At 42.3% G+C, this 20,079-nt stretch carries 12 protein-coding genes; all 12 read left to right on the top strand.

Annotated features, from left to right (window positions below; genetic code table 11):
* Positions 1-5: 5 nt before the first annotated feature.
* The 12 genes from ABIE26_RS09270 (at position 6) to ABIE26_RS09215 (ending at position 19,864) form a co-directional block, all read left to right on the top strand.
* Positions 6-1,205 carry a BT_3987 domain-containing protein gene (locus ABIE26_RS09270; protein WP_310137531.1) on the top strand — a complete coding sequence of 400 codons (1,200 nt, stop codon included), beginning with the start codon at positions 6-8 and terminating at the stop codon, positions 1,203-1,205.
* 36 nt (positions 1,206-1,241) lie between these two features.
* Entirely contained in the window at positions 1,242-2,312 is a 1,071-nt protein-coding gene (locus tag ABIE26_RS09265; protein WP_310137534.1) for a family 43 glycosylhydrolase, read from the top strand.
* A gap of 49 nt (positions 2,313-2,361) precedes the next feature.
* The gene (locus tag ABIE26_RS09260; RefSeq protein ID WP_310137536.1) at positions 2,362-3,180 is read left to right on the top strand and encodes an N-acetylmuramic acid 6-phosphate etherase; all 819 of its coding nucleotides are present in this window, start codon (positions 2,362-2,364) and stop codon (positions 3,178-3,180) included.
* Positions 3,181-3,205: 25 nt separating this feature from the next.
* Positions 3,206-5,044, top strand: coding sequence for a beta-N-acetylhexosaminidase (locus ABIE26_RS09255; protein WP_310137539.1), 1,839 nt, complete (start codon positions 3,206-3,208; stop codon positions 5,042-5,044).
* 19 nt (positions 5,045-5,063) lie between these two features.
* Entirely contained in the window at positions 5,064-6,734 is a 1,671-nt protein-coding gene (locus ABIE26_RS09250; RefSeq protein WP_310137542.1) for a hypothetical protein, read from the top strand.
* Between the two features lies 1 nt (position 6,735).
* The gene (locus ABIE26_RS09245) at positions 6,736-8,004 is read left to right on the top strand and encodes a sugar MFS transporter (protein ID WP_310137544.1); all 1,269 of its coding nucleotides are present in this window, start codon (positions 6,736-6,738) and stop codon (positions 8,002-8,004) included.
* Positions 8,005-8,009: 5 nt separating this feature from the next.
* On the top strand, positions 8,010-8,870 hold the full coding sequence (locus ABIE26_RS09240) for an N-acetylglucosamine kinase (protein ID WP_310137547.1): 861 nt from the start codon (positions 8,010-8,012) through the stop codon (positions 8,868-8,870).
* 20 nt (positions 8,871-8,890) lie between these two features.
* Positions 8,891-11,128 (top strand): alpha-N-acetylglucosaminidase, encoded by a 2,238-nt coding sequence (locus ABIE26_RS09235; protein WP_310137550.1) that lies wholly within the window; start codon positions 8,891-8,893, stop codon positions 11,126-11,128.
* 27 nt (positions 11,129-11,155) lie between these two features.
* A complete protein-coding gene (locus ABIE26_RS09230; protein WP_310137553.1) occupies positions 11,156-12,241 on the top strand; it encodes a glycoside hydrolase family 43 protein in 1,086 nt (361 codons plus the stop codon).
* 32 nt (positions 12,242-12,273) lie between these two features.
* Complete coding sequence (locus ABIE26_RS09225; RefSeq protein WP_310137556.1) at positions 12,274-14,355, top strand: aldose epimerase family protein; 2,082 nt, start codon at positions 12,274-12,276, stop codon at positions 14,353-14,355.
* A 404-nt stretch (positions 14,356-14,759) separates the two neighbouring features.
* Positions 14,760-16,064 (top strand): glycoside hydrolase family 2 TIM barrel-domain containing protein, encoded by a 1,305-nt coding sequence (locus ABIE26_RS09220; protein ID WP_354375437.1) that lies wholly within the window; start codon positions 14,760-14,762, stop codon positions 16,062-16,064.
* On the top strand, positions 16,061-19,864 hold the full coding sequence (locus ABIE26_RS09215) for a glycosyltransferase family 2 protein (protein WP_310137560.1): 3,804 nt from the start codon (positions 16,061-16,063) through the stop codon (positions 19,862-19,864). The genes ABIE26_RS09220 and ABIE26_RS09215 overlap by 4 nt, the downstream gene beginning before the upstream one ends.
* The last annotated feature ends 215 nt before the right edge of the window (positions 19,865-20,079 follow it).

Genomic DNA, 20,079 nt, shown 5'->3' with positions numbered 1-20,079 from the left:
AGCTCATGAAAAAGATATTACAGGTTTTATCCCTGGTTTTATGTGTCCTGGCGGCAGGATGCAGCAAAGAAGTGGATATTAATTTAAACATTAAAGATGCAGAGTCCTATTCAATGCTCTACATGCCACAGGCAAATGATAACCCGGTGATTAAAAGTCTCAGCATAACACCTTCGGTAATTACATTTAACTATAGCGCTTACCTGGGCGGAAGTCTGGATAACACGACTAATATAAATGTAAGGTTCGGTGTTTCGCAGGCAATGGTCGATGAGTTTAACCTGAAAAACGGAACCAGTTACAAGCTGATGCCCGAAGGAAGCTATACGCTCGATCAGCCCGAGGCCAAAATAAGTTCTGGCAGTAAAAATACAGGTATTTTAAATTTGAGTGTTAAAACTCAAGGCTTTATCCTGCCTTTTCAGTCTTATTTACTACCTGTAAGTATTATAGGGGGTGATGCAAAGGTGAATACTGCATTAAATACCACTTATTTTCTGATTACGGGATCTTATGCCCCGGGAGAAGTACCACGTGAAAAAGCCTATGCGCTTGGCGCGAATGCAGGCCTGATGTATTTCGATTTTAACGGAGATATGATAGGAAAAAGAGCCGACGGCACTTTAGAGCTTTATCCTGCCGGAGCAAATGGAACATTTAATGCCCCGCGTCAGATCGGTGTGGGATGGAATATATTCAATATGATTTTTTACTATGGTGGAGATCGTCTGGTGGTAAGAAATGTTGCCGGCGGTGGAGACATAAGGCAGTATGCGATTGATAAAAACGGAAATTTCGGTGCCAGTAAAACAGTGGGGTTTGGATGGGGGATTTTTACCAAAATCATACCCTATAAAGATTTATTGCTTGGAATTGACGCCAATGGAAACATGGCAATGTATCCTTTGGATGCTGCCGGGAATTTTGATTACGGTCGAATAAAAACCATAGGAAGCGGCTGGGGTGGCTTTACTCAGGTTATCCCTTATGAAAATTCGCTGCTTGCAATTGAAGCCGGTGGAGATATGTACCAGTTCCCTTTAAGTGATGACGGGGTATTTGGTGGCAAGATCAAGGTGGGCAGTGGCTGGGATATGTACAGTTTAGTGTTTTCGGCGGGTAAAGATCTGCTCGCCCTGGATGGTAGCGGAGATCTGTGGAGATATAAATTTAATCCCATTGGTTTTTGGCCTTTAAAAAAATAAGATGCCATTACAGGTATTTCCATTTTAAATCACTTTATGCAGAAAAATACATTACTTTATTTTCTTTTACCACTGCTGTTTACAGCATGTGGTAAAACCAGCGTGTCAGACAAAAAGGACAAGGAAGAACCCCTTCCGATTAAAACAACCCAGTTTATCAATCCGGTTTTTGAGCCGGTATTGGCTGATCCGTCCATTATAAAGGCAGAAGATGGCTGGTTTTACGGGTACGGAACAGAAGACAACTGGGGGGATGGACAGGGCAGCCGGCTCGTACCAGTGGTGAGGTCTCTCGACTTAATCAAATGGACGGTTATTGGAAATGCTTTTACAACGAAACCAATGTGGAAAACAGATGGAGGCATATGGGCGCCGGATGTAGTACTCAGCAATAAAAAGTATTACATGTATTATTCGTATTCTACCTGGGGTGATAACAATCCGGGAATAGGAGTGGCAGTAGCCAGTAACCCTGCCGGGCCATTTGTAGACCAGGGCAAACTTTTTTTAAGCAGTGAGATTGCCGTGCCCAATACCATTGATCCCTTTTATTATGCTGAAAACAATAAAAAATACCTCTTTTTCGGAAGTTACAGCTCAGCAGCAAATCAAGGCACCTATGCCGTTGAACTGGCAGATGACGGTTTTTCTGTAAAGAACTTTAATGACAAAGTGAAAATTGCTGCAGGTGATTTTGAGGCTGTTATGATCCACAAAAGAAAAGATTACTATTATTTCTTCGGCTCTAAAGGAGGTTGCTGCAATGGCGCAGCAAGTACTTATCATGTAAGAGTGGGCCGCTCGGCTTCATTGCTCGGGCCTTATCTGGATAAAGATGGAAAAAACATTGCAGACAGGGGGAACGGCACTTTACTGATTTCCGGCAGTGAGAAATATGCAGGACCGGGGCATAACTCCAGGATCATATCAGATAAGAGCGGTAACGACTGGCTATTGTATCATGCCATTAATAAGGCCAACCCATTGGTTCCGGGCGGGGCCAGCCGGCGTGTGCTCATGCTTGATAAAATAAACTGGGTTAACGATTGGCCGGTTATCGAAAATTCCGTACCCGGTGAAACTCTTGGGAAAGGCCCCGAGTTTTAAACGGAGACGAGAAAAATGACAACATACTTTGATAAATAAAATAACACATATGATACCAATTACAGAACAACCGTCTTTGTACGATCAATTAGAAAATAAATCAGTTGAAGAATTAACAAGGTACATTAACCAGGAGGATGCAAAAGTAGCCAAAACTATAGAAGGGGTCCTTCCTAGTGTGAACAACCTGATTACAGCAATAGTTGATAAATTGAATGCAGGCGGACGTTTGTTTTACCTGGGTGCGGGAAGTGGCGGGCGCCTGTCGGTACTGGACGTGATTGAGCTTCCAACAACTTATGGTTTGCCCAAAGGCATTTTTAATGTAGTGCTTGCTGGTGGGATTGACCGGCTTGCGGATGCGCTTGAAGAAAAAGAAGACGATCGCAGCGAAGGCTGGAATGCTTTGATGGATGCAGGGATTACGCCTGCAGATATTGTAGTCGGAATTTCTGCAAGCGGAACAACACCTTTTGTATTGGAAGGCTTAAAAAAATGTAAATCATTAAACATTACTACCGGCTGTATTGTAAGTAACCCATCAACGCCTATAGCTGCACAGTCCGATTATCCTGTAGAGGTTGTAACAGGGCCTGAGTTTATCACGGGAAGCACAAGGATGAAATGTGGAACGGCCCAGAAAATGTTGTTCGACATGATCTCTACGACTGTAATGATCAGGATAGGCAGGGTTGAAGGCAATAACATGGTAAATGTTAAACTTATCAATGTTAAGATTTTAGACCGGGGCGTAAGAATGCTGATGAAAAAGGCAGAAATTGAAAGTTATGATGAAGCTAAAACCATTCTCCTTACCCATGGATCAGTGAAAGCAGCGATGGAGAACATGATGAAAAAACACAATTAATATTTTTTAACCAAAAAGGGCAATCTTGAAATATATACTTATTTGTTTTTTGTTTTACACAGTTACCGCTTATTCCCAGATTGCAAATGACGTGCTGGGCGTGATACCTGCACCTGCGGAGGTAACCTTAAAAAAAGGTAATTTTTTAATAGGATCTAACACGCAACTTGTTTATTCAGATAGCAAGTCCAAAAAAAAAGCAATTGTTTTGAAGGATTATCTGTTGAAAGCATATGGGCTGAAGCTGCCTCTGCTTGACCGCATCACAAATAAACAGGCTTCAGCAATTGTGTTTCTGCATCAGGAAAAGTCAGACAGGGAAGCTTATAGCCTGAGTGCAGACCCTTTAAACCTGCGAATTTCAGGAGATGAAGCAGGTCTGTTCTATGGACTGCAGACCTTAATGCAGATGATTAAAAAGGAGGGCACAAAATTGCAGCTGCCATGCGTTGAAATTTATGATAAACCGAGGTTTGCCTATCGCGGTATTATGCAGGATGTAGGGTACCACATTTACCCTGTTTCTTTCATAAAAAGCCAGATAGAAATGCTATCCAGATATAAGATGAATATATACCACTGGCACCTTACAGAAGATCACGGGTGGCGTATTGAAATCAAAAAGTATCCCAAACTCACTTCCATAGGTGCATACCGGGCCAGCACACAGATCAGTCATTATGTTGATTCCTTAAACGGACAGGACCATCTCCCGTATGGAGGCTTTTATACCCAGGAAGAAATTAAGGAAGTTGTTGCTTTCGCTGCGGAAAGGCAGGTGACGGTTATTCCAGAAATTGAATTGCCCGGTCACTCTGTTGCCGCACTTGCGGCCTATCCTGAACTGGCATGTGGCGATCATCCGGGACCTTTTAAAGTGGCGGAAAGCTGGGGCATATTTGAGGATGTATATTGTGCAGGCAAGGAAAATACCTTTAAATTCCTGGAAGATGTACTTACAGAAGTAATGGCACTTTTCCCTTCTCCATACATCCACATCGGGGGGGATGAATGCCCTAAAAAACGATGGGAAGCCTGTACGTATTGTCAGCAACGCATTAAAAGTGAAAAGCTTAAAAATGAATATGAGCTCCAAAGCTATTTTGTAAAAAGAATAGAGAAGTTTGTCAATTCAAAGGGTAGGAAAATCATTGGCTGGGACGAGATACTGGAAGGTGGACTGGCCCCGAATGCAACAGTGATGGCCTGGCGTAATATAGACGAAGGTATTAAAGCAGCACAGCAGAACCATGATGTGGTAATGTCGCCGATGTCGCACGTTTATTTTGATTTTATCCAGGGGAAAAGGGAACTCGAACCGCTGGCTATTGGCTGGGGCTATAATACTTTAGCTCGCGTATATGCCTATGACCCTGTTCCTGAAGTGCTGACAGCGACACAAAAAAAACACATTATCGGTGTCGAAGCCGCCATCTGGACAGAGCACATGGATACCCACCGGAAAGTAGAATATATGCTTTATCCACGACTGATGGCACTGGCTGAAGTAGCCTGGTCATTACCTGAGCGAAAAGATTCTGTCAGTTTTTTTGAACACCGGTTGCCCAAACACTTGCTTCAGCTGGATAACACGGATAAAATATACCGGGTACCTGGCCCGATAGGTATTTCTGATACTACATTAACGGGTTCCGTATTTAAAATCGCCTTGAAAGTGCCGGTAGAAGGTGCTAAAATCTACTATAATTTTGAAGGACAGGATGCAAGGGAAACAGATTACCTCTATGAAAGGCCTATTGAAATTATTCTTCGCAAAGGGGAAAAAAGACAGCTCAAGTCTGTTGTGATTACGCCTTCCGGAAAACGTAGTGCAAATACAAGTACCCTATTCATTCACCCTTGAAAATGATTTATAAAGCAATATGAAAATTCAATATCAGCTCACCTTCATCCTGTTGTGTACCATAGATTTTTTTACGCCCCCGGTTAAGGCACAGCAGGTTTATCTTTCGGGAACAGCAAAGGCAAGTATTGAACCACAGCCTTATCCCTTTTCTGTAGCCCTTGCCGGCTATGGTTATCCCAGAGGGGGACGCTTTAGTCTGGATTGGATAAAAAAGGATAAACCTGAAATATCACTGTCGGAATTTGGGCAATCGCTAAACTGGAAAAAGCAGATAAAACTTAAAGGAGGTAACTGGCAGAAGCAGGCGGAACAAGAAAAAATAATCAGCATAACCCGTTACAAGGGGCGCTTATTTGGACTTACCACTAATGATGAACTGATGCGCCTTGAACTCAGACAGGATAATGCAGACTGGGTTAAAATTGCAAAATTCAATGGCCTTTCGTACAACATACATTTAAAAGCGATAGCTATAAGTAAGGGCAGGTTGTACGGACTGGATAATGACAATGTAGTTTTCGAAGCAAGGCACAAAACTGAAGGTGAGCTGTCGGTAAGGGCGGTAGCGGTCTCAACAGAAAGACAAACAGTTGTGATAGTTGGTGCCGATGTTTGCGGGTTCAACCACAATTTCATTACTTCGGTAAAAGCAGCTGTTGCTAAAAAGCACAAAATTCCGGCGTCAGCCATATTGATCAATGCTTCGCATACGCATTTTGCACCTTCAACACAGGACTGGACAACCTGGGGCAGTCATCAGTTGCCGGATTCTGTGTACCTCAATACCGTCCTCAAACCAGCGATGATTGGTGTGATTGAAAATGCTATCAGGAACAGGAAACCTGCGCTGTTGTCTTTTGGAAGAGGTAAGACCGAAATTGGTAAGAACCGCAGCCTGGAAGGGGCAGTGGTACCCTATGATAATGATGTGGATGTGTTGCAGATAGAACGTAAAAAAGATCACCATAAAACTGTTGTCTTTTTAACCGGATGTCATCCGGTATTTAAGAATGAAGGTATAGAGAGTTTTACGATCAGCCCTAATTATCCGGGAGTAACCAAAAGCCTGCTGGAAAAGGAGGCGGGCATAACAGAAGCGATATTTGTTCAGGGCTGCGGCGGCGATATCAACCCGGTGACTTTAGACCATAAAAAGACTGGGAATGACCTTGCAGAAGATATAAAAGATATCTTAAACAGGCCAATGGAACAATTGAGTGGTGAGATCAGCTTTTATCTTGACTCGCTGAACTTTCCGGTAAAGCCATGGACTGAGGAACGTATCCTGGCGTTCAGAAAAGAGAGTGACAACGGCAAGGAAGATGTAAATGCTGAGAAGGATGTACGCTGGGCAGACCTGATGCTGGCGCGATATAAAAATGATAAAATGCCGGTAAAGATGCCGGTCTATATACAAACCATTAACATTGGTAACTGGAAATTGCTGGGGCTTTCGAGGGAAGCCGTTACAGATTACAGCCTGGGTATTAAAAATATATGGCCTGGAAAACTGGTTAGTGTAGCTGGCTACTGTAATGATGTTTCCAGCTATCTGCCTACATCAAGGCATATACAGGCCGGTAGTTACGAAGGACTGGGCTCATTTTTCTGGTATGGGCAGCCCGCTGTATTTCCTATGGATGTTTACGAAAAAATCATTGACCAAATAAAAACTCAAAATAGATAGTATGACCAATAAAGCGGTATTGAACCCTTTGATTATGATAGGGATGTTGTTTTTTGTTTTTGGATTTGTAACCTGGCTGAGTGCGGTATTGATCCCTTATCTGCAACTTGCCTGTGAATTGAATAATTTCCAGTCTTACCTGGTAGCGTTTGCATTTTATATCTCTTATTTTTTAATGGGCATTCCCTCTGGTTGGCTGCTAAAATCAACTGGTTTTAAAAATGGATTGTCGGTAGGCCTGGTCCTTGTAGCCGCCGGTTCTTTATTATTTGTTCCGGCAGCACTCAATAGGTTTTATCCTTTGTTTTTACTGGGTTTATTTGTACAGGGAGCGGGCCTTACTATATTGCAGACGGCATCAAATCCCTATGTCGCTATACTTGGCCCAAAAGAAAGTGCCGCACGCAGGATCAGTTTTATGGGAATATGCAATGGCATTGCAGGTGCCCTGGCCCCGGTTATCCTTGGTGCGGTTATTTTAAATGATGCCGATGCGGTAAAAGATAGACTAAGTTTGCTTAGCCCTGCGCAGAAGATTGTGGAATTGAATGCACTGGCTGCTAAAGTGATTGTACCTTATCTGATCATTACAGCAGTACTGATTATTCTGGCTGTTGTGATCCGTTTCTCTTCATTACCCGAAGTGGACGAAGAGGAGATCGCGGAAGAAACTGAACCCGGCGGGCAACAAGTTAAAACTTCCATTCTGCAATTTCCTCATCTGTTGCTGGGCGTGCTGATCCTGTTTTTATATACTGGTGTTGAGGTCATTGCAGGGAACAGCATCATTGGATATGGTGCATTTCAGGGAATACCGCTAGCTGTTTCCAAGTTCTTCACCTCTTTTACACTCGTCAGTATGCTGGGTGGCTACCTGATCGGAATCATTTGTATACCAAGGTTTTTTAGCCAGGAAACCGCACTTAAAAGCTCAGCGCTGCTGGGTATCTTATTTGGCCTTGCCGCAATTTTTAGTGACGGGATGATTTCTGTGGTATTTGTGGCTTTGCTGGGCCTGGCCAATTCATTAATCTGGCCCTCTATATGGCCATTGGCAATAGCAGGATTAGGCCGCTTTACCAAAATCGGATCGTCCTTGCTGGTTATGGCTATATCCGGCGCGGCATTATTGCCCCTGTTGTACGGCTATATTACGGATCGCAGCAACCCGCAACAGGCCTACTGGATGGTTATCCCGTGTTATGCTGCGATAGGATATTACGCGCTTTCCGGACATAAAATTGGAAAAAATAAAAGCTTAATTAAATAAAGACAATGATTTTAATTGCAGACAGTGGTTCGACCAAAACTGATTGGTGTTTGCTTGATCCTGCCGGAAAAAGGGACTATTTTGTAACTGAAGGTTATAATCCTCATTTTTCTGATGAACAGCACATCATCCAATCCATTAAAAACAACCTTCCGGTTGCAATAGAACGGACCAGAATTAAAGAAGTATATTTTTATGGTGCGGGTTGTCAGGATGATAAGATTGAAGTGATGGAACGCGTCCTCTGGAATGTGTTTCCTGGTTGCGGAAGAATTATTGCCGAAGTAGATCTTTTGGCTGCTGCAAGGGGGTTGCTGGGTAATAGACCCGGCTTTGCAGCCATCCTTGGTACCGGCACCAACACCTGCATTTACGATGGGAACAGAATTACTGACAACATTGATTCACTAGGGTTTATACTGGGGGATGAGGGAAGCGGAGCTGCAATCGGGAAAAAGATACTGAGCGACTATCTGCGTAATAAAATGCCGGAATCTGTAAAAGCACTCTTTTATAACAATTATCAGCTTTCCCCTGCAGAGATCATCGCCCAGGTTTACGGAGCACCAATGGCAAACAGGTTTTGTGCAGGTTTTACCCGGTTTTTAAAACACCCCGAAGTGGATTCTGACTATTGTTATCAGTTGGTGAGAAATTCATTTACAACGTTTTTTAATCAGCTTGTATCGTGCTACCCGGCATATAACCGCTATGCTTTTAACTGTGTCGGATCGGTCGGATACCACTTCAAACCTATTCTGGAAGAGGTTTTAAATGACTTCCGGATGGAACCCGGGCGGATTCTACCATCGCTTATTACAGAACTTGTCGCATATCACTGCAATCCTGAAAATATTTACACCTGAAACACATAAAAGAAAAATATATGAAATCCACACACAAATTACGGAGTTATGCTATGGGGATGTTGTTGTTATTTATGACTGCGGCTATGGCAAAACAAGCAGCAGGGAATACAACTCAGTCATTAAATAAAGAAGCCAGTTATGCTTTGATCAAGCGTGTGCTTCCGAAATTTCACGATCGGTTTTTAGTTGAACCTTTGGCGCAGCAAGATGATAAAGATGTTTTTGAACTGGAAAGCAAAGGGGAAAAGATCATATTAAGGGGGAACCACGGTATTTCCGTGGCAAGTGCATTGAATTATTACCTGAAAAATTATGCACACTGTGATATCAGCTGGAACGGAAACAACCTGAACCTGCTAAAAGAACTTCCGGCAGTCCCTGCAAAAGTACGGAAGGTTACCCCGTATCAATACAGACATTATTTTAATTACTGTACTTTCAGTTATACTGCTGCCTGGTGGGATTGGGAACGCTGGCAGCAGGAAATTGATTTTATGGCTTTAAACGGAATTAATATGCCGCTGGCAATGACTGGTCAGAACGCACTTTGGTACAGGGTTTATAAAAGCATGGGCTTTACCGATAAGGATATGGATGCCTTTTTCTCCGGGCCTGCTTATTTTATGTGGTTTTGGGCTGGGAATCTCGACGGTTGGGGCGGACCGCTCCCACAATCCTGGATGAAAAGTCATGAGGAACTGCAAAAAAAGATCCTGGCACGCGAACGCGAATTGGGAATGACCCCGGTACTCCCTGCTTTTACCGGTCACGTACCTCCGGCATTTAAAGACCGGTTCCCGGAAGCTAAGCTGCAAAAAACCAATTGGGAGGGAAGGTTTGCAGATACCTATATTCTTGATCCCAAAGACCCGATGTTCCAGGTTATTGGTCGCAAATTTATTGAAGAACAAACCAGAACTTTTGGCACCGACCACTTATATGGTGCTGATACCTTTAATGAAATGTACCCGCCAAGCAGTGACCCGGCTTACCTGGCCGAATCAAGTAATGCGGTATACCAGTCTATGGCGGCGGCAGACCCTCAGGCAGTATGGGTGATGCAGGGCTGGACCTTCTGGGATAAAAGAGATTTCTGGAAACCGGAACAGTTGAAAGCCTATCTGAACGCTGTGCCTACAGATAAACTAATCGTATTAGACCTGTGGAGCGAGGTACAGCCTATATGGGACAAAACAGAGGCTTATTACGGAAAGCAATGGATATGGTGTATGCTCCACAATTTTGGGGGTAAGATCAATATGTTTGGGCATATGGATAAAGTTTCAATAGAACCCGCGGCAACACTTCATAACCCCAAGGCCGGCAACATGATCGGGATTGGGGTGGTTCCTGAAGGCATTGAACAGAATCCGGCCATTTATGCACTGATGCTGGATAACGTATGGAGAGATAAAGTGATTGATGCTGATGACTGGGTTAAAGATTATGTACACCGCCGGTACGGACAAAAAAATGCCGACGTAGAAAAAGCCTGGAATATACTTCATTACACAGTTTACAATGCCGATGGCGGACACGAAAGCATAGTTACCGGCCGGCCGACTTTTAAAAAGAGCACAGACTGGACAGACACCGAGCTGCCTTATCAATTAATTGATCTGGTCCCTGCGTGGGACCATATGATCAAAGCCTCGGAAAACTTTAAAAATGTAGATGGCTTTCAGTATGATCTGGTTGATTTAAGCAGGCAGATTATGGCTGATTATGCAAGCCTTTTACAGCAGGATATGGCGCTTGCCTATAAAAACAAAAACCTAAAATCATTTCAGCTGAGCAGCGGTAAGTTTATAACGTTAATCAAAGACATGGATAAACTGCTGGCAACCAGAAAAGATTTTTTGTTAGGCAAATGGTTAAATGACGCAAAAAGATGGGGTACAAATGATGCAGAAAAGGGACTTTATGAAAAAAATGCCAGAAATCTGATTACTTTATGGGGAGATAAAGATGCATCACTGCATGAATATGCCAATAAGCATTGGTCTGGGTTGCTAAACGGCTTTTACCTACCCAGGTGGCAGCAATTTTTTAAAGCAGTAACAACAGCGATGAACAGCAAGCAGCAGTTTAACCAGGAGGATTTTGACGGTGAAATCAAAACATGGGAGTGGAATTGGGTAAATGGAAAAGAATTATACACGGAAAAGCCGCAGGGAGATCCGGTAATCATTTCAAAAATCATGCACCAGAAATATGCGGAGGCTGTTAGAACAGCTTTCAAAAAACATAAATAAATCTACTACAGAAAAAAATATATACTGATGAAAATAATCAATGACAAGGAAAGTGCGGGTAGGCGCCTTATTGTTTTGTACCTGTTGTTTTTTTTACCGTATGGCATCGGTATTGCTACTGCCCAGGTTAAAAAAAAACCTCTAACATTTACCAATCCCATTGGAAACGGAGCTGATCCATGGGGCATTCATCACAACGGCTATTATTATGTGTGTCAAAGTAACGGAGATATCAATAGTAAGGGGATTTCAGTAAGCAAATCCAGTAAACTGAGCCAGTTGGGAAAACCGATAACCGTCTGGACTGCGCCAGATAAAGGTTGGAACAGTAATCAGATCTGGGCCCCTGAATTACATCACTTTAACAACAAATGGTATATTTATTATGCTGCTGGTAAAGCCGGCCCACCATATATTCACCAAAGATCGGGCGTTCTCGAGTCCGTAACCGACGATCCGCAAGGCAAGTATATCGATAAAGGTATCTTGAATACAGGCGAGGACAAAAACGATGAAACTGGTATAGTCTGGGCGATAGATGTTAACGTTGGCCGCATCAACGGACAGCTTTATGCGGTATGGTCGGGATGGGAGCAAAATGAAACAACAGATAAAACATCCCAGCATCTTTATATTGCCGAAATGAGTAATCCATGGACCATCAGCTCGAAGCGGGTTAAAATATCAAGTCCGGACCAACCTTGGGAACAAGGCGGGCCCCTGGATTTGAATGAAGGACCACAATTTTTGATGAGAAATGATCACGTATTTATCATTTACTCTACCCGGGAGTCGTGGACACCGGAGTACCGTCTGGCACAGTTAAAACTTCGGGACCGGACTAAATCCCCACTGGATGCAGGGAACTGGGAAAAGAAGGGCCCGGTTTTTCAGGGTAATGCAAAAGTACTGGGCACAGGACACGCAAGTTTTACCCAATCACCGGATGGTAAAGAGTGGTGGATGTTTTATCATACCAAGAAACATACCGCGCCCGGTTGGGAAAGGGATTTACGGATACAAAAATTTACCTGGAATACAGATGGAAGTCCTCATTTTGGCAGTCCGGTTCCTGCGGGTATAGCATTACCTGTGCCTTCTGGAGAAAAATAATACGCATATTGACAATCGATAATCTATTAAAAATGAACATCAGAAAGACTTTAGTATTTCTTTTTATCCTCACTGCAGGGATCGGAAAAAACAATGCGCAGCAACCAGCAGGAACATCGGTTGCGGGAACAAGATGGACAGCAGCACAGGCCAATGCCTGGTATGCTCAGCAAAAATGGATGGTTGGTGCAAATTTTTTGCCCAGTACAGCCATTAACCAGCTGGAAATGTGGCAGGCCGATACGTTTGATCCTCATACGATCGATAAGGAATTGGGATGGGCTGCAAAAATTGGTTTAAATACCATGAGGGTATACCTTCATAGCATTGCCTGGAAACAGGACTCTGATGGACTGAAAAAGCGTATAAATCAATACCTGGAGATTGCCGATAAACACCATATAAAAACAATATTTGTGTTTTTTGATGATTGCTGGAATAAAGAGGCAAAGGCCGGTAAACAGCCCGCGCCTAAAACGGGCGTACACAATTCAGGTTGGGTACAGGATCCCGGTCAGCCCATGTCCGCGGATATCCGTCTTTTTCCTGATCTTGAAAAATATGTGAAAGATGTACTCATGAGTTTTGGTAGGGATAAACGAATTTTACTATGGGACCTGTATAATGAACCTGGTAATTCTGATAAAGGAAATGAGTCACTTCCGCTGCTGAAGAAAGTGTTTGCCTGGGCGAGAACGGCCGCGCCTGAGCAGCCAATTACTTCGGGGATCTGGAAATGGGATCTCGAAGAACTGAATGTTTTTCAGGTGCAGAATTCTGATGTGATCACCTATCATGATTATGAAGATCCTGAATGGCATCTTAGAGTCATACAAATGTTGAAAACCCACGGACGTCCGTTGATCTGTACAGAATACATGGCGAGAACCCGGAATAGTCGTTTCTCGAATATTTTGCCAATGCTAAAAAAGGAAAATATTGCGGCAATCAACTGGGGGCTTGTTGCCGGAAAATCCAACACGATATATGCCTGGGATACACCCATGCCAGACGGGCAGCAACCAGAAGAATGGTTTCACGATATTTTTAAAGTTGATGGAACTCCATACCGGCAGGAAGAAGTAGATTTAATTAAAAATTTAACAGAGCACGGGGCCAAAGGTCAGACAAAAATATATCATATTAGAAATAACGGTATGGAAGCCTTGTTTTCTGATTGTGGAGCGCGCCTGATGAGTTTATTGGTGCCCGGAAAAGATGGGAAAAAAGTGGATGTGGTAATGGGATTTGATGAACCATCGGCCTACGATTCTTCCACTGAGCCTTACTTCGGTGCTACCATTGGCCGGTATGGGAACCGAATTGCCGGAGGGAAGTTCTCTTTGGATGGAAAACAATATCAACTTAGTATCAACAATGGTCCAAACACACTTCATGGGGGAATTACCGGTTTTCAGTATAAAAACTGGACCTTATCAAAAGCTTCGGATTCGGTTTTGGTCTGTACGCTCCAGTCACCTGATGGTGATAATGGTTTTCCCGGAAACTTATCGGTAAAGGTGGTTTATACTTTAACTTTTAAGCATGAATTACAAATTGATTACACCGCGGTATGTGACCAGCCAACAATTGTGAACCTAACGAATCATGCTTTTTTTAATTTAAATGGAGCTGGTAGCATATTGAAACATTTAATTCTGATTAATGCAAATAAATATACTCCTGTTGATAGTACGTTGATCCCAACGGGTAAGCTGGCAGACGTTAAAGGTACACCCTTTGATTTTCGAACTATGAAAAGTATTGGTTCAAGGATTGACATGCAAAACGAACAATTACGTTTTGGAAAGGGGTACGACCATAACTTTGTTCTGAATAAAAGTAAGGGGGCTGCTGCTGAAGTGCAGGGTGATTTGTCGCATATTATAATGAAGGTTTATACTTCGGAGCCAGGGTTACAGTTCTATTCAGGGAATTTTATGGAAGGAAAGAACAAACTACGTACGGGCCCGGATCATTTTAGGACTGCCTTTGCATTGGAATCCCAGCATTTTCCTGATAGTCCAAACCAACCCTCATTTCCTTCAACCTTACTAAGACCTTCTGAAGTATATAAAAGTAATACAACTTATTCTTTTTCGGTAAGGCGGTAATAAATTCGAAATTTGTGGGAACAGTTTCTATGTTTTTACACTGAAGCTAAGTCCATTTGAGATTAATGAGGTGTGATTTTGAAATACAGTGCTTTAGGCAGCTTGTTGGAGATGAGTACTGACGATATAATAGAATGGTTAAAATTCTGGGGTAAATTAATCGATTTTTAATTAGGCTTGGCAGGCTATACTTTTAAAAATCGATTAATTTTTTCGTATACAAATCCTCAATTATACTCATAAAATAGTCTTAAATGGTCCAGGTAATCCTCTTGATCAGTAAATGCTTTTTGTAGTTATGTGCAAAAGGCATTCTGTTTTTATGCATTCTTTTTAAACAGATTTTCAAAAAGTCTAGGCAGATCAATAAAAAAGTTTTATCATTGAACGAAACTATTGTTTGCTTGAAAGCTATAAAAATATTCTTGTCGGTATCGTTACTGGTGGCTGCAGTTGTAGGCTGTTCGCGACAAAGGGATGCTTCGCCGGGTAAGGTTCATATTCAAGAAAAAAATGGGAAGTACACCTTGTACAGAGATGGGAAGCCCTTTTACATCAAGGGTGCGTCTGGTGATGCACATTTTGACGCCTTAAAAAGAGCCGGAGGAAATACCGTAAGGGTATGGGATACCCTGAACCTCGCTAAGATATTAGATAGCGCTGCTGCAAATGAAATTGCTGTAGTGGTTGGATTGCCGGTTTTTAACAGCGATTATATGGCCTTTTACAATAGCGGGACTAAGGTGGCCAAGCAACATGAAGCGTTTAAATCGGTTATATCCAGGTTTAAAAAACATCCGGCAGTATTGATGTGGTGCATAGGGAATGAGCTGGATTTTCCACACAAGCCGGCTTACCTGAATTTTTACAAGGCTTTTAACGATTTAACGGAAATGATTCACCGGGAGGATCCTGATCATCCGGTTACTACAACAGTATTGAATTTTAACAGCAAAAATATCTTTAATATTAATGCACGCTGCAATGTTGACCTGATCTCTTTTAATATTTTTGGCCGGCTTTCTTTTTTAAGGGATGAATTGAAAGGTACATCGTTGTTTTGGAATGGTCCTTTTATGCTGGCCGAATGGGGTATTAACGGGCCATGGGATGGGACAGAGCAGACGGCCTGGGGGGCTTACATTGAAGATACCAGTACAAAAAAGGCCGAACTTTACCTGGAAAGGTATAAAACATATATGCCTGTAGACAACCCAAGATTTTTGGGAGCTTTTGCCTTTTTTTGGGGCAACAAACAAGAGGGAACACATACCTGGTTCAGTATGTTTGATGAGAACGGTGCGGAATCGGAGGTTGTAAGTGCGCTGCAGTATATCTGGACAGGTAAAAAAGATGCACATTCTTTTCCGCAGGTCAAGTATATGCTCCTGGATAAAAAGGGGGCAAGAGACAATATCATTTTATCGCCTGGAAACTACTCCTCGGCCGAGGTGTTGATGCTGGAAAAGGCGAAAATAAAAACAGTAAAGTGGCAAATTTTTAAAGAAGACTGGTACAAGAAAAATAAAATACACAGCACTAAAAAATTAAAGCCTATTGAAGGGCTTATTGGGGCAGATCAAGGTTTAAGTGTAAACTTTAAAGCGCCTGCTGAAGAGGGACCGTACCGGATTTTTGCTGCAATTTATGATGAAAATGGCCATTTCTCTACTGCAAATACACCGTTTTATGTAATTACTGACAAATGAAACCTGCCCTGAAACCTATTCATCTGGTGTCACCGCCTACGAAAAAGGAACGGTTTACATTGAGACTGATGATTACACTTGGACTGGCTGCTATGGTCTTCTTTCTTTACAATATGCTTGCACCCGAGGTAAGGGGCTACCGGCCGTTGTATTGGATGCTGGTGATGACGTTTGTTTTCACCTGCCTTAAAACAATCCATGAGTGGTGCCATTATCTTTTCATCACAATTCCTGAAACCCCTCCGCATGAAAAGGTATATACAGTAGATATATTTACTACCTATTGCGCCGGAGAACCTTATGGGATGATTGAGGAGACATTGAAGGCCATTCAGGCCATTACCTATCCTCACAATACCTATCTGTGTGATGAAGCGGATGATCCATATCTGAAAAAATTATGTGAAGAGCTGGGTGTAAACCATGTTACGCGTATAAAAAAGATAAATGCCAAGGCGGGAAATATCAATAATGCCCTGGCGAAATCTTCGGGTGAGCTTTGTGTAGTGCTAGATCCGGACCATGTTCCTTTTCCCGATTTTCTTGAGCCTATTGTTTCGCATTTTAATAATCCTGAAACCGGTTTTGTGCAAATTGTTCAGGCCTATAAAAACAATGATGAAAACCTGATTGCCAAAGGCGCTGCGCAGCAAACCTATCAGTTTTATGGGCCCATGATGATGACGATGAATAAGTATGGTACTGTATTGGCTATTGGTGCAAATTGTACGTTTCGCAGGACTGCACTGGAATCCATAGGTGGGCACGCTGCTGGGCTGGCGGAAGACATGCATACCGCCATGCAGTTGCATTCCAAAGGCTGGAAATCGGTATATGTGCCCAGTGTTTTGGCGCGGGGACTTGTTCCATCTACGCTTTCTGCCTATTATAAACAACAGTTAAAATGGTCCAGAGGCGTTTTTGATTTGCTGCTTACTGCTTATCCAAAGCTTTTTAAAGGATTTACCTGGAAACAAAAAATACATTATGCGGTCATTCCGATGCATTATCTTTCGGGGCTGATTTACCTGATTAATTTCCTGATCCCGATTATTTCTTTGTTTTTCGATGTGAGTCCGATGCGGATGAACATTGCCAGTTTTGGATTGGTGGTATTGCCCTTTGTTGTTTCTACACTCCTGATTCGTCATTTTGTACAATGGTGGGTCATGGAAGATGAGGAGAGAGGGTTTCATGTGGTTGGGGGCTTGTTGATGATCGGTACCTGGTGGATATACATCCTGGGATTGGTTTATACCATTATCGGGAAAAAAATACCTTACGTGCCTACACCCAAAGATGGTAATGAAGCCAATAACTGGCCTTTAAATGTACCCAACCTGGTTGTACTGGCATTGTCGCTGGCAGCGATAACATATGGTTTATGGGCAGATTGGAATCCCTATAATTTAATAATGGCCGGCTTTGCGGGCTTGAATAGTTTTATACTTTGCTTTAATATTGCTGCAAGCAGACAACAGCAATACAAGGTACTAAAAGAACGATACCCGCAGGCAAATGCTTTTATGGCCTGGATAAAAAAGGTAAAAGTAAATTTTTGGCTGATGAGACGGCGTTTGTATGCCGGAGTAAGAAGTGCATCGTTGATCATTACCATTATTCTGGCTTGTACGATATTGTATTTCGCTAAGTTTTCTGGTAAAGAGACTGCTGCTCGGGCGTTCCCCGACCATAAGTCAGATTATTTTATTACTGGTGTGTTTTCTCCTGCGGAATTTGATGGGGTATCGTCAATTAGACAGGTTAAGCAATTAGAGCAACAGTTGGGCAATCATTTTGATCTGGTGTCTGTATACATTCCCTGGGGAGATGAAGAGCATTGCAATTTGCCAATAAAGACTATTGATTCTATTTATAGAAAAGGATCAGTTCCAATGATTACCTGGGAGCCATGGCAAAATTTATTCAGGGATTACGGAAACAGGAAAGCAGATGAAAAGGTCTTCAAAAATATCACTGAGGGGAAATATGATCAGTACTTGTTAAAGTTCTCTGTACAGCTTAGCGGATTACAGCGTCCTGTTTATCTGCGTTTTGCACATGAAATGGATAATCCTGCATACCCCTGGTCTGCAGCTGGCAACAATAATTCTTCTGAATTTAAGCAGGCCTGGAAATACGTGTATGATTTCTTTTATACTCAGGCTGCTTACAATGTAATTTGGGTATGGAACCCATGGAAAGCTGAAAATGCTACTGCTTATTTTCCTGGAAAACAGTATGTGGATTGGATTGGTGTTACCAATCTGAACTATGGTGCTTTAAATTCTACCGAAAAATGGACAACTATGGAGGAACTGTATCAGCCTTTTCATCAAAATGCTGTTTTCCGTTCAGGATTACCAGTTATGCTGGCAGAGATGGGTTCTCTTACGAATGCCGGGGATCAGGATAAATGGTTTACAGAGGCTTTTCGTGTAAGAAAGAAATTCAAAGAAATCAAGGGCTTTGTTTTCTTTAATTCGGGGTTAGACAAAAATGTACCGGGTAATGCAGGGCAGGATGTGCTGAACTGGAGTATTCAGCATCCTCAGATTTTTAAAGAACTGTTGTTGCCTTTTGCGAGGAAAAGCAGAAAGCAGGCCGCTGCCGTTGTATTGAAGATACCACAGATAGATCAATCTGCTCCTCAGTCTGCATCCCTGGGGGCTAAGGACTTGTTTGAGGGACTTAAAGGAATGAATTATAACAGGGGTGGTGACTGGACAAATAACTATCATACGGTAACCATTTACGATATCCTGAACGATTTCAAGGAAATGAAAGCTATAGGGGTTAGTGCGGTTAAACGTTATGGCCCTGATATTTATGACCGGAATATACTGAAAGCCGCCAGACGTACAGGTATCAAAATACACTATGGCTACTGGATTTCGGATGAACTGGATTTTTTAGCTGATGGGGAAGAATTGAATAAATTACAGGCCAAAATATTGCAATCGGTCAGCTCCTTAAAAAAGGAGCCTATGATTGTTTCCTGGAACATAGGAAATGCAGTTTTTCAAAAACTCGATTTGTACTACTATAAGCCGGAACTCATTTATCAACAAAGTGCATACTTAAACTGGCTTAAAAAACTAGTTGCCAATATTCGGAAAATCGACCCGGAAAGACCTATATCGGTTGATGTAGGAGTAGATGAAAATATGAATTTTGTGGTGGATAGGCTAAAAAGGGCTATCCCTCAGATTGATGCCTACGGACTCATGGTGGACGATAAACCGGAGGGGCAGGCATTTGTCGGAAATTTAAATGCGCCTTATTTTTATAGTGATGTGCCGGTTTCTGCATATGCAGGTATGGGCGCCATTACAAAGGGAGCATTCATTTCGAACTGGCAGGATGAAAAGAGGATTGATAGGGTGGTGGCAAACGGGATTAAGGATGATCAGGGCAGGGACAAGTTTGATTTTATGCAGCTTGGTCGTCTTTGGGCAAAAAGCCCGATACCATTTGATGTTCCGGAAATTAAAATTATGAAGCCCGCCCTGGGAACATTTGAGGGCGCGGCATTAAAATATCATGCTTTGATCAAACACAGTAATAGATGGATGCTGGCTGATTCTTTAAAGCACGGTTTTGAATTTGAATGGAACCTGACCAGGGTTGACGGGTTTGAAAAACCGCTTTCTATGGAACGTTTTGCAACGGGAAATTCAGTTGTGCTTGGTATTCCTAAGGAGGCGGCAATGTATAGGATTTATCTGTATGTTGTTGAGAAGGGAAAGGTCTTGAAGATTGTAAAATCCAAACTCAACACACCTTTGATTGCACAATGATGTTTTATCATAGTTTATTTTCTTTTTAATTTATTTTTTATCATTTGTTTTCTGGCTTGATCTGAGTTTTTATTGGTTAAAATTTTCAATTTGACTTTTTTTGTCTGTGTTTATTTCTTTTCTGTGCTGATGGCATGATTTTATTTATACAATTTGTATTTATTGTTTGCTCAATATGAGTAATATTTTACTCAAAAATACACATAATAGATGGT

It is taken from the genome of Pedobacter africanus (genome assembly GCF_040548825.1).
Taxonomy (GTDB): domain Bacteria; phylum Bacteroidota; class Bacteroidia; order Sphingobacteriales; family Sphingobacteriaceae; genus Pedobacter; species Pedobacter africanus_A.
This window is presented reverse-complemented; position numbering and strand designations above follow the sequence as displayed.